Origin of the sequence: Streptomyces dioscori, assembly GCF_003024195.1 — a bacterium.
GTDB lineage: Bacteria > Actinomycetota > Actinomycetes > Streptomycetales > Streptomycetaceae > Streptomyces > Streptomyces dioscori.
On record NZ_KZ679050.1, the window covers coordinates 210,974 to 225,275 of the forward strand.

Annotated in this window: 12 protein-coding genes; 10 read left to right on the plus strand and 2 right to left on the minus strand. The window is 72.4% G+C overall.

Annotated elements, in window-relative coordinates; all coding sequences use genetic code 11:
* The first annotated feature begins 100 nt into the window (after positions 1-100).
* From C6Y14_RS30100 to pcaDC, 7 genes are all read left to right on the plus strand, one after another.
* The gene (locus tag C6Y14_RS30100; protein WP_225891353.1) at positions 101-937 is read left to right on the plus strand and encodes a CoA transferase subunit A; all 837 of its coding nucleotides are present in this window, start codon (positions 101-103) and stop codon (positions 935-937) included.
* The gene (locus C6Y14_RS30105) at positions 937-1,608 is read left to right on the plus strand and encodes a CoA transferase subunit B (RefSeq protein ID WP_107020004.1); all 672 of its coding nucleotides are present in this window, start codon (positions 937-939) and stop codon (positions 1,606-1,608) included. The genes C6Y14_RS30100 and C6Y14_RS30105 overlap by 1 nt, the downstream gene beginning before the upstream one ends.
* Positions 1,605-2,807 carry a thiolase family protein gene (locus C6Y14_RS30110; RefSeq protein ID WP_107020005.1) on the plus strand — a complete coding sequence of 401 codons (1,203 nt, stop codon included), beginning with the start codon at positions 1,605-1,607 and terminating at the stop codon, positions 2,805-2,807. Before C6Y14_RS30105 ends, C6Y14_RS30110 begins: the two co-directional genes overlap by 4 nt.
* Before the next feature lie 13 nt (positions 2,808-2,820).
* On the plus strand, positions 2,821-3,591 hold the full coding sequence (gene pcaH / locus C6Y14_RS30115) for a protocatechuate 3,4-dioxygenase subunit beta (RefSeq protein ID WP_107020006.1): 771 nt from the start codon (positions 2,821-2,823) through the stop codon (positions 3,589-3,591).
* A gap of 2 nt (positions 3,592-3,593) precedes the next feature.
* On the plus strand, positions 3,594-4,175 hold the full coding sequence (gene pcaG / locus C6Y14_RS30120) for a protocatechuate 3,4-dioxygenase subunit alpha (RefSeq protein ID WP_107020007.1): 582 nt from the start codon (positions 3,594-3,596) through the stop codon (positions 4,173-4,175).
* A gap of 68 nt (positions 4,176-4,243) precedes the next feature.
* Entirely contained in the window at positions 4,244-5,548 is a 1,305-nt protein-coding gene (pcaB, locus tag C6Y14_RS30125; RefSeq protein ID WP_225891363.1) for a 3-carboxy-cis,cis-muconate cycloisomerase, read from the plus strand.
* A 44-nt stretch (positions 5,549-5,592) separates the two neighbouring features.
* Positions 5,593-6,696 carry a bifunctional 3-oxoadipate enol-lactonase/4-carboxymuconolactone decarboxylase PcaDC gene (pcaDC, locus tag C6Y14_RS30130; protein ID WP_107020115.1) on the plus strand — a complete coding sequence of 368 codons (1,104 nt, stop codon included), beginning with the start codon at positions 5,593-5,595 and terminating at the stop codon, positions 6,694-6,696.
* Between the two features lie 283 nt (positions 6,697-6,979).
* Here pcaDC and C6Y14_RS30135 read toward each other — a convergent pair whose 3' ends face one another.
* Positions 6,980-9,646 carry an ATP-binding protein gene (locus tag C6Y14_RS30135; RefSeq protein WP_107020009.1) on the minus strand — a complete coding sequence of 889 codons (2,667 nt, stop codon included), beginning with the start codon at positions 9,644-9,646 and terminating at the stop codon, positions 6,980-6,982.
* Between the two features lie 253 nt (positions 9,647-9,899).
* Here C6Y14_RS30135 and C6Y14_RS30140 point away from each other — a divergent pair, with 253 nt between their 5' ends.
* From C6Y14_RS30140 to C6Y14_RS30150, 3 genes are read left to right on the plus strand one after another with little or no spacing between them, the layout of a single operon-like run.
* On the plus strand, positions 9,900-11,264 hold the full coding sequence (locus tag C6Y14_RS30140; RefSeq protein ID WP_107020010.1) for an MFS transporter: 1,365 nt from the start codon (positions 9,900-9,902) through the stop codon (positions 11,262-11,264).
* 4 nt (positions 11,265-11,268) lie between these two features.
* The gene (locus C6Y14_RS30145; RefSeq protein WP_107020011.1) at positions 11,269-12,462 is read left to right on the plus strand and encodes an anhydro-N-acetylmuramic acid kinase; all 1,194 of its coding nucleotides are present in this window, start codon (positions 11,269-11,271) and stop codon (positions 12,460-12,462) included.
* Positions 12,463-12,516: 54 nt separating this feature from the next.
* Positions 12,517-13,479, plus strand: coding sequence for a DUF2510 domain-containing protein (locus C6Y14_RS30150; RefSeq protein WP_107020012.1), 963 nt, complete (start codon positions 12,517-12,519; stop codon positions 13,477-13,479).
* 185 nt (positions 13,480-13,664) lie between these two features.
* On the opposite strand, the gene C6Y14_RS30155 is transcribed toward C6Y14_RS30150, so the two are convergent.
* Positions 13,665-14,288 carry a TetR/AcrR family transcriptional regulator gene (locus tag C6Y14_RS30155; protein ID WP_107020013.1) on the minus strand — a complete coding sequence of 208 codons (624 nt, stop codon included), beginning with the start codon at positions 14,286-14,288 and terminating at the stop codon, positions 13,665-13,667.
* Positions 14,289-14,302: the final 14 nt, after the last annotated feature.

The following is a 14,302-nucleotide window of genomic DNA, read 5'->3' on the forward strand; positions in this document are numbered from 1 at the left end:
TTGACGGCCGCGATGGCAGCGTGTTCGAAACCTCGTAGAAATACTCAGTGCCCTGACTAATCGGGGCCGCGGGATGCTCGGGAGAGATGGGGCTTCGCAGATGGACAAGGTGGTCTCCACAGCCGCCGGGGCTGTGGCCGACGTACCGGACGGCGCGACACTCGCCGTCGGCGGTTTCGGCCTCAGCGGTGTGCCGAACGTGACGATCCAGGCGCTGTACGAGCGCGGTGTCACCGGCCTGGGCGTGGTGTCCAACAACTGCGGGGCGATGGAGTCGGGCCTGGCGGTCCTCCTCGCGGCGGGCCGCATCGCCCGCGTCACCGGCTCGTACATCGGGGCGAACAAGGAGTTCGCGCGGCAGTACCTGGGCGGCGAGCTGGAGGTCGAGATGATCCCGCAGGGCACCCTGGCCGAGCGGCTGCGGGCCGGTGGCGCCGGGATTCCCGCGTTCTACACACCGGCCGGTGTGGGCACGCAGGTCGCCGACGGCGGTCTGCCCTGGCGCTACGACGGCGAGGGCGGTGTCGCGCTGGCCTCCCCGCCGAAGGAGGTACGGGACTTCGACGGCACCCCGTACGTGCTGGAGCGCGGCATCCGTACCGACTTCGCGCTGGTGCGGGCCGCCAAGGGCGACCGGCACGGGAACCTCGTCTTCAACAAGTCCTCCCGCAACTTCAACCCCCTCGCCGCGATGGCCGGACGGGTGACGATCGCCGAGGTGGAGGAGCTGGTGGAGCCCGGCGAGATCGATCCGGACGCGGTGCATCTGCCGGGCATCTTCGTGCAGCGGGTCGTCGCGCTCACCCCGGCGCAGGCGGCGGACAAGAAGATCGAACAGCGGACGGTCTCCGCGCCCGCGGCACGAGAGACCTCTCCCGCACGAGGGACGTCTCCGGCACGAGAGACCTCTCCCGCACGAGGGACGGTGAACGGCTGATGGCCTGGACGCGTGAACAGATGGCCGCGCGGGCCGCGCGCGAACTCGCGGACGGCCAGTACGTGAATCTCGGCATCGGGCTGCCGACGCTGATCCCCAACTACCTCCCGCCGGACGTGGAGGTGATCCTGGAGTCGGAGAACGGCATCCTGGGCACCGGCCCGTACCCGACCGAGGAGCAGGTCGACCCGGACCTGATCAACGCGGGCAAGGAGACCGTCACGGTCCTGCCCGGCGCCTCCTACTTCGACTCGTCGCTGTCGTTCGGGATGATCCGCGGCGGGCACATCGATGTCGCGGTCCTCGGCGCGATGCAGGTCTCCGCGGGCGGCGACCTGGCGAACTGGGCCGTACCCGGCAAGATGATCACCGGGATCGGCGGGGCCATGGACCTGGTGCACGGCGCCCGTACGGTGATCGTGGTGATGACCCACACCGCCAAGGACGGCTCCCCGAAGGTCCTCGACACGTGCACGCTGCCGCTGACCGGTAAAGCCTGCGTCAATCGCGTGATCACGGACCTGGGTGTCCTGGACGTCACGGCCGAGGGCCTGGTACTCGTCGGGACGGCGCCCGGTGTCACGGTCGATGAGGTCGTGGCGAAGACTGCCGCCAAGGTTCGTATCGCCGACGAGCTCGTCGAGGAGCTCACCGAGGAGAAGCAGCCGTGAAGGACGTCTACATCGTCGACGCCGTCCGTACCCCGTTCGGCAAGTACAACGGAAGCCTCGCCGCCGTCCGCCCGGACGACCTGGCCGCCCATGCCCTGCGTGAACTCCTCGCCCGTACGCCGGACCTGGACCCGGCCCGGATCGACGACGTGTACTTCGGCAACGCGAACGGCGCCGGTGAGGAGAACCGTAACGTCGCCCGGATGGCCTCTCTGCTCGCGGGTCTGCCCACCTCCGTGCCGGGCGTGAGCGTCAACCGGCTGTGCGCGTCAGGGCTTGAGGCCGTCATCCAGGCCGCCCGCGCGATCGCGCTCGGCGACGCCTCGATCGCCCTCGCCGGCGGTGTCGAGTCGATGACCCGCGCCCCCTATGTCCTGCCGAAGAGCGACCGGCCCTTTCCCGCCGGGCACACCGAGCTGTACTCCACGACCCTCGGCTGGCGCATGGTGAACCCGAAGATGGACCCGCAGTGGACCATCCCGCTCGGTGAGTCCGCCGAACTCATCGCGGACAAGCACAAGATCAGCCGTGAGCAGCAGGACGAGTTCGCCCGCGCCAGCCACAACAAGGCTGCCGCCGCCCAGTCCGCGGGCCTGTTCGACGGCGAGATCGCGCCGGTTTCCCTTCCGCAGCGCAAGGGCGACCCGCTGTCCTTCGCCGCCGACGAATGCGTACGCGCCGACGCCTCCCTCGCCGCGATGGGCAGGCTCAAGCCGTCGTTCCGCCCCGACGGCGGTACGGTCACCGCCGGCAACGCCTCACCGCTCAACGACGGCGCGGCGGCCCTGCTGCTCGTCGACGAGGAAGGTCTCGCCGCCACCGGTCGCGAACCCCTCGCCCGGGTGTCCTCGTCCGGCGTCTCGGCGCTCGACCCCGACTACTTCGGGCTCGCTCCCGTCGAGGCCGTCAACCGCGCGCTCGCCAAGGCGGGCAAGACATTTGACGACCTGTCAACTCTCGAACTCAACGAGGCGTTCGCCGCGCAGGTCCTCGGCTGTGTCGCCGAGTGGCCCGAGTTCGACCCGGCCGTCCTCAACCCGCAGGGCGGGGCCATCGCCCTGGGCCACCCCCTCGGCGCCTCCGGTGCCCGGCTCGCCGGGACCGTCGCCCACCAACTGGCCCGCAGGGGCTCGGGAGTCGGCGTCGCCACCCTCTGCATCGGCGTCGGCCAGGGCCTCGCCCTCGTACTGGAGCGTTAGGAACCCACCTCTCATGGCTCTCACCCAGTCGGACATCGACACAGAGATCAAGGACCAGCAGGACGCGTACGACAAGGCGGTCGCCGGTGGCGCGCCGGTCCTTCACCATCCGCGGCGCGACTACGCCCCGTACCGCAGCTCCCTGTTGCGCCACCCGCAACAGCCGCTGGTCGCCGTGAGCGGGGGCGACCCGGAGACCGTCGAGCTGTCGGGGCCGGTGTTCGGCGTCACCGACATCACCGAGCACGACAGTGACCTGACGATCCATCACCGGGGCGAGCCCATAGGCGAGCGGATGACCGTCTCGGGACGGCTGCTCGACCGCGACGGCCGCCCCGTGCGCGGCCAGCTCGTCGAGATATGGCAGGCCAACGCCGCCGGCCGGTACGCCCATCTGCGTGAGCAGCACCCGGCGCCGCTCGACCCCCACTTCACCGGTGTGGGACGGACCCTGACGGACGATCAGGGCCGGTACTCGTTCACCACGATCAAGCCGGGCCCCTACCCCTGGGGCAACCACACCAACGCGTGGCGGCCCGCGCACATCCATTTCTCCGTCTTCGGGACGGCGTTCACCCAGCGGCTCGTGACCCAGATGTACTTCCCGAGCGACCCGCTGTTCCGGTACGACCCGATACTCCGGTCGGTGACGGACACGGCGGCCCGCGAGCGGCTGGTGGCCACCTACGACCACGACCTGTCGAAGCCCGAGTTCTCGATGGGCTACGCCTGGGACATCGTCCTCGACGGCCCGTCCGCCACCTGGATCGAGGAAGGCCGTTGAGCATGGCCGAACGACTGCTCCCCACCCCGTCCCACACCATCGGCCCGTTCTACGGGCACGCGCTCCCCTTCCCCGACGGCGCCCGGATCGCCCCCCAGGGCCACCCGGACGCGATCAGCCTGCACGGGTACGTGTACGACGGCGCGGGCAGGCCGGTCCCCGACGCGCTGCTCGACTTCTGGCAGGCCGCACCCGACGGCTCACTGACGGGCGCGCCCGGGTCCATGCGCCGCGATCCGTCGACCGGCGGTTTCCTCGGCCGCAACGGCGTCGACTTCACGGGGTACGGGCGGGTGCCCACGGACGCCGACGGACACTACGCACTCCACACGCTGCCGCCGGGCAACTCCGGACTGCCGTACATCAGCGTGTGCGTGTTCGCGCGCGGGCTGACACACCACCTCTTCACTCGCGCCTACCTCGCCGACGGCGCGGACCCGCTGCTCGACTCGCTGCCGGCCGAGCGGCGCGCCACGCTGATCGCGACCGAGGGGGCGAACGGGACGAAGGGGGCGATGGGGACGTACCGTTTCGACATCCGTCTTCAGGGCGAAGGCGAAACGGTCTTCCTGGAGTTTCAGTGACAGCGGTCGAACCCGACGAACCGGAGCAGCCTGCCGAACCCGCCGATGCCGGCTGCCTCGACGCGGGGCTGCTCGCACCCGGGCGGGTGGGGTCGGCCGCCGAGGTCGCGACAGGTGACACCGCCTTCCTCCGGGCGCTGCTCGACGCGGAGGCGGCGCTCACGCGGGCTCAGGCCTCGCTCGGTCTCGCCCCTGCCGCCGCGGCCGACGCCGTCACCGCCGCCGCCGACGCGGCGCGTTTCGACGTCCACGCGCTCGCCCTGCGCGCGCGGGCCGGGGGCAACCCGGTGATCCCACTGGTCGCCGACCTGGGCACGGCGGTCGGCGACAAGCACTCCCCTTACGTCCACCGGGGCGCGACCAGCCAGGACATCATGGACACCGCCGCGATACTGGTCGCGGCACGGACCCTGGACCTGGTCCTCGCCGACCTCGCCCGTACGGAGCGTGCGCTGGCCCGTCTCGCGCGCGACCACCGGGACACGGTCATGCCGGGGCGCACGCTCACCCAGCACGCCGTCCCCACCACCTTCGGACTGAAGGCGGCGGGCTGGCGGTCGCAGGTGCTGGACGCCCGGGACCGCGTCCGGCTCGTGCGGGACGGGCTTCCGGCACAACTCGGCGGCGCGGCAGGCACGTTGGCGGCCTTCGGCGGGTACGGCGCCTCGGACACGGGAGCGCTCGTGGAGGCGTACGCCCGTGAACTCGGCCTAGCCGTGCCGGTGTTGCCCTGGCACACCCTGAGGACACCGGTCGCGGATCTGGCCGGCGCCCTGGCCTTCACCGCGGGCGCACTCGGCAAGACCGCCACGGACGTCCTGACGCTCTCCCGTACGGAGATCCGTGAGCTGAGCGAGGGCACGGGCGGCGGGTCGTCCGCCATGCCGCACAAGGCGAACCCGGTGCGTGCCACGCTCATCGCGGCGGCGGCCCGCCGGGCACCGCAGCTCGCGGCGACGCTTTACGGGGCCATGGCGGCCGAGGACGAACGGCCCGCCGGTGCCTGGCACGCCGAGTGGGAACCGCTGCGTGATCTGCTCCGCCTGGTGGGCGGGGCGGCGCGGGACGCGGCGGAGCTGGCCGAGGGGCTGCGGGTCCACGCGGACGCGATGCGGGCCCACCTGGACCTCACGCACGGTCTGATCGTCTCCGAGCGGCTGTCGGCCGAGCTCGCGCCGGTGCTCGGGCGGGCCCGTGCGAAGGAAGTGCTCACGCGGGTGGCCGGGCGGGCCACGGCCGAGGGTCGGCCCCTCGTTGAAATCCTCTCGGAGGAACCCGAGTTGAAGGACTTCGACCTGGTGGCGCTCACCGATCCCACCCAGTACACGGGTTCCGCGGGAGCCCTCACCGACCGTGCCTTGGAGCGACGTTGACGACCCGGACCGACCAAGCCGCCCCGCCGTCGCCGGAGGGCATCGTGCTGAACCATCGCGTCGAGGGCGCCGCCTCCGCTCCCCCACTGCTTCTCGGTCCCTCCCTCGGCACGTCGTTGGCCCTGTGGGACAAGGTCGCGCCCGAACTCTCCGTCACGCACCGGGTGGTGCGCTGGGATCTGCCGGGGCACGGCGGCTCGGCCGCGTCGCTGATCGGTCCGGGGGCGACCGTCGGCGACCTCGCCGCGCTGGTGCTGGCGCTCGCGGACTCGCTGGGCATCGACCGGTTCTCGTACGCCGGGGTCTCGCTCGGCGGTGCGGTGGGACTGCATCTCGCGGTGCACCACCCGGAGCGGGTGGAGAAACTCGCCGTGATCTGCTCCTCGGCACACTTCAACGGTGCGAAGCCGTGGGAGGAACGGGCGGCGCTCGTACGGGCCGAAGGACTGGCGGGGCTGGCGGCGGGCGCCGACGCGCGCTGGTTCACACCCGGGTTCACCGTCCCCGAGCTGGTCGAGGACCATCGCAGGGCCGACCCGGACGGGTACGCGGCGTGCTGTGACGCGCTGGCGGCGTTCGACATCCGTGAGCGGTTGTCCCGGATCGGCGCGCCCACGCTGCTCGTCGCCGGGCGCGAGGATCCGGCGACACCGCCCGCGCATCTGCGGGAGATCGCGGACGCGGTGCCGGGGGCCGGGCTCGTGGAGGTTCCGGGTGCGTCCCATCTCGCGCCCGCGGAGCGTCCGGAGGCCGTGCTCACCGCGTTGCGCGCGCACTTCGGGGGTGACGCGGGGCGGGGGATGGCGGTGCGGCGGCAGGTGCTCGGTGACGAGCATGTGGACCGGGCGCAGGCGCGGCAGTCCGCGTTCACGGCGCGGTTCCAGGACTTCATCTCGCGGTACGCGTGGGGTGAGGTGTGGACGGACGAGACGCTGTCGCGGCGGGAGCGCAGCCTGATCACCATGACCGCGCTCGTCGCGCACGGGCACTACGACGAGTTGGCGATGCATGTGCGGGCGGCCCGCCGCAACGGGCTCACTCCGGAGGAGATCGGGGCGGTGCTGTTGCAGACGGCGGTGTACTGCGGGGTGCCTGCGGCGAACTCGGCGTTCGCTGTGGCCCAGGGGGTCCTCTCCGAGGAGGGGTGACCGACAGCCCCGTCAGGGGCGCGGGGAACTGCGCGGCCCGCCCCCACTCGGCCGCAGCCAAAAACCCGACGGGTCCTGCCCCGACACCCCGTATATCCACTGCGGGTCCGTGGCGGCTGAGCGCGCCGTTCCCCGCGCCCCTCAAGGGGCCCCGTCAGGGGCGCGGGGAACTGCGCGGCCCGCCCCCACTCGGCCGCAGCCAAAAGCCGGACCGGTCCTGCCCCGGCAGCCCGTATGCCCGCTGCAGGCGCGTCGTGGCTGAGCGCGCCGTTCCCCGCGCCCCTTACGGGGCTTCGCCCAGTGCGTCGCGGGCTCGGGTCACCAGGCCGTCTGCTCCGCAGGATGTCGCCAGGGTCAGGGCTCTGGTGATTTCTGGGCGGGAGCGGGATGCGATGCCGTATTCGAGGCGGGCCGCGGCGTGTTCGTAGGCGCAGGGCGACGCCTCCAGGTACGTGACCGCCTGCGCGTGGAGCGCGACGGAGCGCTGGCCGGTCTCCAGCGCGGCGGCGCAGCGCAGGGCCTCGCCGATGGCCGTGTCGGTGCCGAAGCGCTCGGCCTGGACGCGGGCGTCCGCTGCCACCTCCGCGGCGCGCCGCGGGTCCTGGACGGCGAGGGTCCGGGCGAGGTCGCCCGCCCAGGGCGCCATCACCGTGTTGTGACCGCCGCGCGCCTCGGACATCTTCTCCGCGGTCTCCAGCTCGTTCACGCCCTCCTCGACGCGACCGGTGGCGATGAGCAGCCGGCCCCGTATCGAGTGGGTGTCCGGCAGGACGATCGTGGACGGGTGCGGCGGCTCGAAGGAGTACCGCTCGGCGATCTCCTCGGCCTCGCCGACATGCCCGCGGGCGAGCAGCGTGTCGATGAGCATGCACGCCGCGGACCAGTGCATGGGCAGTCCGCGACCGACCCGGTCCGCGAGCCGCAGCGCCTCACGCAGTGACTCGTCCGCTTCCTTGAGGCGTCCCCGCCTGCGGAGCACGTATCCGCCGAAGGCGTGCGAGAGGGCCAGATGGCCACCGCTCCAGCCGGCGGACTCGTACGACCGCTTGGCCTCGGTGAAGAGGCTCTCGGCGCGGTCGAGCCGGTCCGCGTACGTGTAGGAGATGCCGAGCATCATGAGGAGCTCGAAGCTCCACTCGGTGTCGGTCCAGCCGAGGCCGGGCGCGAGGCGGCCGTTGACGAGCGAGCGGTCGCAGAGCTCGGCGACCTCCTCCGCGTTCTCTCCGCGGGTCATGGCGTCGAAGGCGCGCAGGATGAGCACGGCGCGCTCGGAGTTGTCGCGGCCGGTGAGCGGTTCGGCCAGCTGGGCCAGTCGGCGGGAGCGGCCGGGCGCGTCCTCCTCCCCGGCGTGGATGCCCTCCCACATGTAGTGCACGGCCTGCAGCCGCATTCGCGCGGGGCCTGGTTCGAGCCGGTCGGCCTCCGCGTCGACGACCGCGACGGCCTCCTCCAGCTGGTCGTTGTGGACGAGCGCCGAGGACAGCCGGCAGACCGCGTCGACCCGCAGTTCCGCCTCCAGGCCGTGCACGGTGAGCGCCTGGCGCAGATAGCTGATGGTGGTCGCGGGCGAGGTCAGGAGTGTGGCGCAGCCCAGTTCGTACAGCACGCGCGCGTGGACCTCCGGGAGCGGCGGTTCCAGCAGGGCGCGCTCCAGGCACCGGCGGGCCGCGTCCGGGGCGCCGACGGCGAGGTGTTCGCCGGCCGCCTCGCGCATCTGCTCGACGAGTTCGGGGTCGTCGTCCGGATGCACCTCCAGGAGGTGGCGGGAGGCCGCGGCGGCGCCGAGGCCGGACGCGGTGACGACTGCGGCGGCCACTCCGTGCATCGCGGTGCGCAGCGCGTCCGGGATCGAGCGGTAGACGGCGGTGGCGATGAGCGGGTGGACGAACTCCAGCTCGCCCTCCTCCGCTCGGCCGGATGTCCGGTCGGCCTCGGTGAGGATGCGGGCGACGCTCAGCCGCACGGCGCAGCGTTCGGCGTCCTCCCGCTGCATTCCGGCCAGTTCCGCCGCGAGGTCCACGGAGATCTGCGTACCGAGGATGGCGGCGGCCCAGGCGAACTTCGTGGCGTCGACGCCGAGCCCCTCCAGCCGGTCGACGAGTCCGCGTCCGCGGGCCGCGCGGTTCAGCGCGCGCAGTTCGGCGGCCGAGTCCTCCACTGGTTCCAGTTCGCTGTCCTGGACCTTGGCGAGCAGTTCGACGCTCTCGTAGGGGTTGCCGCCGGTGACCGCCCAGACCTCGCGGCAGAAGGGGGCGTCGGCGTGCGCGCCGAGCGTGGCGCGGGTGAGTCCGGCGGTGGCTTCCGGGGTCAGCGCGCGCAGGCTGGGCATCGGGCGGGACAGTGCGCCGAGCGTGTCGAGGTGGCGGGCGCTCTCGCCGGTGGCGTCGCCGGGGCGGCGGGCCACCACGACGAGGACGGGCAGGTCGTCGAGGCGCTCGGCGAAGGCCGCCAGCCAGTGCAGGGTTTCCTGGTCGGCCCAGTGGGCGTCGTCGACGAGCAGCACGAGGGGCCATTCGCGCCGGGCGAGTCTGCGTACGGCGGCGACGAGTCCGTCGCACACGCCCTGCGGGTCCGCCTGGCGTGCGCCCGGTTCGGCTATGCCCAGTGCGGGTCCGGCGATGTCGTACCAGTCGCCGAAGTATTCACGTGCCTCGTCGGGCATGAGTGCCACGAGGGCGGGCTGGAGCAGCTGCCGGACGACGTTGAAGGGGACGGACGTGATGGTCTCGCCGCCGCGGGCCGACCAGACCGTGCAGCGGCTCTCCGCGAGGGTGCGGACCTGGGCGAGCAGTGCTGTCTTGCCGATGCCCGCCTCGCCCGTGAACACCAGCAGGCTGCCGGCGGCGGAGCCGGCGCACAGGGCGTCGACGGCCTCCGTGACCGCGGCGAGTTCCGCGTCGCGCTCCCAGAGCGGTGCCGAGGCGGCCGCACCCGGCCGTACCTCCGTCATCCCGCTACCTCCCCAGGTCGGCCCAACGACGTACAGACTTCGAGCCTAGTCCTCCGGAAGGCGCGATGGAGCCTGGTCGGGACACCTGTTGTCGTCATGGTGACGGCCGAGGGCGGGTGCCGGCCGGCCTGCCCGCCGGCTCGCCGCCGACTTGCCCGCCGGCCGGCACGGGTGAAAGTTATTGACTGTCAGCAACCGCGAACTGAAACCGACTTTCAGCGACGTCGGCACGACCCGGTGCGGGAGGAACGGTATGGATGCCCCGGCGTACGGCTCCGGCCTGCGGACCGACCGGCCGGAGCGTTCCCGGAGAGCGCTGGTCGCGGGATCGGTCGGCAACTTCATCGAGTGGTACGAGTTCGGTGTCTACGGCTATTTCGCGACGGTCGTCGCGGCCCGCTTCTTCACCCCGGAGGGCGGCTCCGAGGCCGAGGCACTGGTCAGGACGTACGCGTCGTTCGCGCTCGCGTTCTTCTTCCGGCCCGTCGGCGCCGCGCTGTTCGGCCGCCTCGGCGACCGCGTCGGCCGCCGGCCCGTGCTGATCCTGGTCATCGTCCTCATGACGGCCGCCACGACCCTGATCGGCGTGCTGCCCACGTACGCCACGGTGGGCGCCCTCGCCCCCTGGCTGCTCACCCTCCTGCGGGTGGTGCAAGGACTGTCCGCGGGCGGGGAGTTCGGCGGGGCGGTGTCGGTGATGACGGAGTTCGCGCCACCGGGCAGACGGGGACTGTACGGCTCGTGGCAGTCGTTCACGGTGGCGCTGGGACTGCTGGGCGGGGCGGGGGCCGCGGCGCTCCTCGCGACCCTGCTCACCGGGGCGCAGCTGAACTCCTGGGGCTGGCGGCTGCCGTTCCTGCTGACGCTGCCGATGGGGCTCGGGGCGCTGTGGCTGCGCCTGCGTCTCGACGAGACACCCTCTTTCCAAGCCCTCCGGGCAGGCCAGGCCCGCCAGGCACGAGAAGCTCTTCCGGCACCCCCGGCGCGTGAGGTGGCGAAGGCGATCGCGCTGGGTGCCGGGCGTGTCATGGGCTGGGCCGCCGCCGGTTACACCTTCCTCGTCGTGCTCCCCTCCTATCTGCAGAGCTCTCTGAACGCCACCTTCCAGCAGGCGCTGGTGGCCACGGTCCTCGCCAACCTCGGTTTCGCGGCCACGATCATCCCAGCGGGCCTGCTGAGCGACCGGATCGGCCGGCGTCCGGTGATGCTCACGGGCGCGCTGCTGGTCACCGTGCTGGCGGTGCCCCTGCTCAACCTCCTTCAGGACGACGGCACTTCGACCGCGCTGAGAGGCGCCGCCGTGTTCGTCGCGGGGGCGATCGTGGGTCTGATGGCGGGGCCGGGACCCGCGATGCTCTCGGAGATGTTCCCGACGAGCGTGCGGTACACCGGTCTGGGACTCGCCTACGCCCTGTCCAATGCCGTGTTCTCCGGGTGCGCGGGGCTCATCATCACGGAGACGATCGAGCGGACGGGCAGTGTGGACATCCCGGCGTACTACGCGGCGGCCACCTGCGCGGTGAGCGCACTGGCCCTCCTGACACTCCGTGAGACGCGGACGGACGCCGGGACCGAGCGCGTACAGGAACAGAAGAGGCGGGCGGAAGGGGGGAGTTGAGAAGGTGCGGGTGATCGGTCTGATGTCCGGCACGTCGTACGACGCCATCGACGCGGCGGCTGCCGACCTGCACCTCGACGGGCCGGACCTGGTGCTGAAGCCGCTGGGGACGGTGTCCGAGGCGTACGGGCCCGGTCTGCGCGAGGCTCTCGCGGCGGCGCTGCCCCCGGCGGCCACCACCCTCGCCGAGGTGTGCCGGCTGGACACCCTCGTCGGGCAGGCCTTCGCCGCCGCGGCGGTCCGCGCCCGGCGCGAACTGTGCGCCGGGCGGGCCGAGTTGATCGCCTCGCACGGCCAGACCGTCTTCCACTGGACCGACGAGGGGCAGGTCCGGGGCACGCTTCAGATCGGGCAGCCCGCCTGGATCGCGGAGGCGACCGGGCTGCCCGTGGTCGCCGACTTCCGGCCACGTGACATCGCCGCGGGCGGTCAGGGCGCGCCCCTGGTCAGCCTGGTCGACCTCCTGTGGCTGCGCGGCAGGCCAGGCGTGCCGGTAGCGCTGAACCTCGGCGGCATCGCCAACCTCACCGCGCCCGACGGCACCGCGTTCGACACGGGCCCCGCGGGCGCGCTGACCGACGCGGCCGTACGCCGTTTCACCGGCCGGGCCTTCGACGCCGACGGGGTGATGGCCGGGCGCGGCACCGTGCACGAGCCACTGCTGCGGCGCCTGCTCGACGAGCCGTACTACGCGCGGCCGGCGCCGAAGACGACCGGCAAGGAACTGTTCCACGAGGGCTACCTGCTCGCGGTGCTCGCGGACTACGCCGCGTCGCCCGACGAGGACGTGACCTTGACCTTGACCGACGAGGACGTGATCGCGACCCTCACCCGGCTCACCGCCCGCACGGTGGCGGACGCCGTCCGTTCGCTGGGCACCGCCGGGCCTTCCCGGGCCACCGAAGTGATCGTCTCCGGCGGCGGGACCCGCAATCCCGTGCTCATGTCGATGTTGGAGGAGGAACTGGCGGGGACGCCGCTCCGCCTCTCCGACGATCTCGGGCTGCCCGCGGCGGCCAAGGAGGCGTACGCCTTCGCCGTGCTCGGGTTTTTGACGGTGCACGGGCTCCCGGGCACCGATCCGAGGAGCACCGGCGCCCGGCACGCCGGTGTACTCGGCTCACTCACACCGGGACGGAACGGCTTCCCCCAGATCCGCGCAGGCGCGGAACAGCCGGTGCGCCTGGTGCTGAAGTGACCTGAAACGGGGTCCTCTCATACGGCTTTCACCCACACCTCATACGGTGGGCACATGACGCAGGCGACTCCCCCCGGCTGGTATCCCGACCCCGGGCAGACAAGTGACGGTCCCGCCACGCAACGCTGGTGGGACGGCAGTACATGGACGGACCAGACCCGCCCCGCGGAGTCGGCCGCCGCATGGGGTCCTCCGGCGTACCCGCCGGGCACCCCGTACGGGGGCGCGAAGCCGGGCGGGCCCCGGCGCGGAGTGCGTACGGCGATAGCCGTGGCCGCCGCCATAGCGGTGCTCGCGGGCATCGGCGGCGGTGTGTACGCGCTCACCGCGGACAACGACTCCGACAGCCCCGAGCAGAGCAGCGCCCAGCCGACGCCGTCGCTGCCGGGCGGTCCGCAGGGCCAGGACGGCGGTGGCCAGGGCGGTCCCGGCGGCCAGGACGGCGGCGAGAGCGGGGTCCCGCAGCCGCAGCAGTCCGAGGACGGCTTCGCCGCCGACCCGGTCAACGGCATCAGCCTCCCCGTGCCCGACGACTGGAGCGGCTCGACCATCCAGGTGGGCGCCCAGGTGACGTCCAAGGACTCCTACAAGTGCCCGGGCGACGCCACGGCGACCTGCACACGCGGCGGCGCCTACTCGGCCCCCGCGCTCGCCCTGGAACTCAAGGCCACCACCGTGGAGGCCGCGGCCAAGGAGGACATCTCCAAGAACGCCGAGGAGTCCTACGGCGGCAAGAGCTACGGCAGGATCACCTCGCACGAGGAGCTCTCCTCGAAGGCCGTCACCGTGGCGGGGCAGAAGGGCTACGCGGTCCGCTGGAAGGTCGTCACGAGCAAGGGCGCCGACGGCTACGTCGAGTCGCTGGTCTTCCCTGCGCCCGCCAACGCCAAGCAGCTCGTCGTCGTGCGCTTCGGCATCGACGTCGGCGCCGACGCGCCCAAGCAGTCCGTGATCGACGACATCACCAAGGGCATCAAGGAGTCCGCGGGCGGCGGCGGCAACGGCCAGGACGTCTAGGACGTAACCCGGGGACGACCAGGACGTGAGCCGGACACACCCGGCGCGGATACCGGTCGGCCGGGTGGAGCGCCTCTCCGCTCAAGAGGAACCCCACCCGGCCGGGGGGTGCGCGCCGCCCCCGTCCCCACGGTGCGGCGCGATCAGGTCACCGTCCAGTCATCCCTTGGACGGCGGCCTGAGTTCTAAGGGGGGTCGGCCAGTCCCAGTGCGGGCAGCAGGGCCACTTCCACATAGCGCAGCAGATACTCCGCGTCCGCGGGCCGCCCTTCGAGGATGGGCCTGACCCGGAGCACACCGAGCAACTGCGCGGGAACGAACTCCAGCACCGGATGGTCGGCGGTGATCTCGCCCCGCTCGACCGCGCGCCCGATCATCGCCCGCAGCGCGTCGAGTTCGGGTTCCACGAGGGCGTCGCGCAGCGCGCGCTTCAGTTCCTCGTCCTGCATCACGGACTGGCCGAGCGCCTGCATGAGCCGGGTGTCCTCGTCGGACCGCTCGCCCGCCGTACGGGCGACGGCGCGCAGGTCACCGGCGAGGGACCCGGTGTCGATCCCGATGAACTTGGGGCAGTGGTTGGCGCGCAGCGCGGCGGCCACGAACTGCGGCTTGGTCTTCCACTGGCGGTAGAGCGTGGACTTGCTGCACCGGGTGCTGGCGGCCACCCCCTCCATGGTCAGCGCGTCGTAGCCGCACTCGCGGACCTGGTCGAGCACGGCGTCGAAGAACTCCTGCTCACGCTCCGGCGTGATCTTGGAGCGGCGCGAGGCGGCGACCGTCTCCGGTCCCTCCGCTGCCTGCGACGTCATGGCTCGTCTCCTCG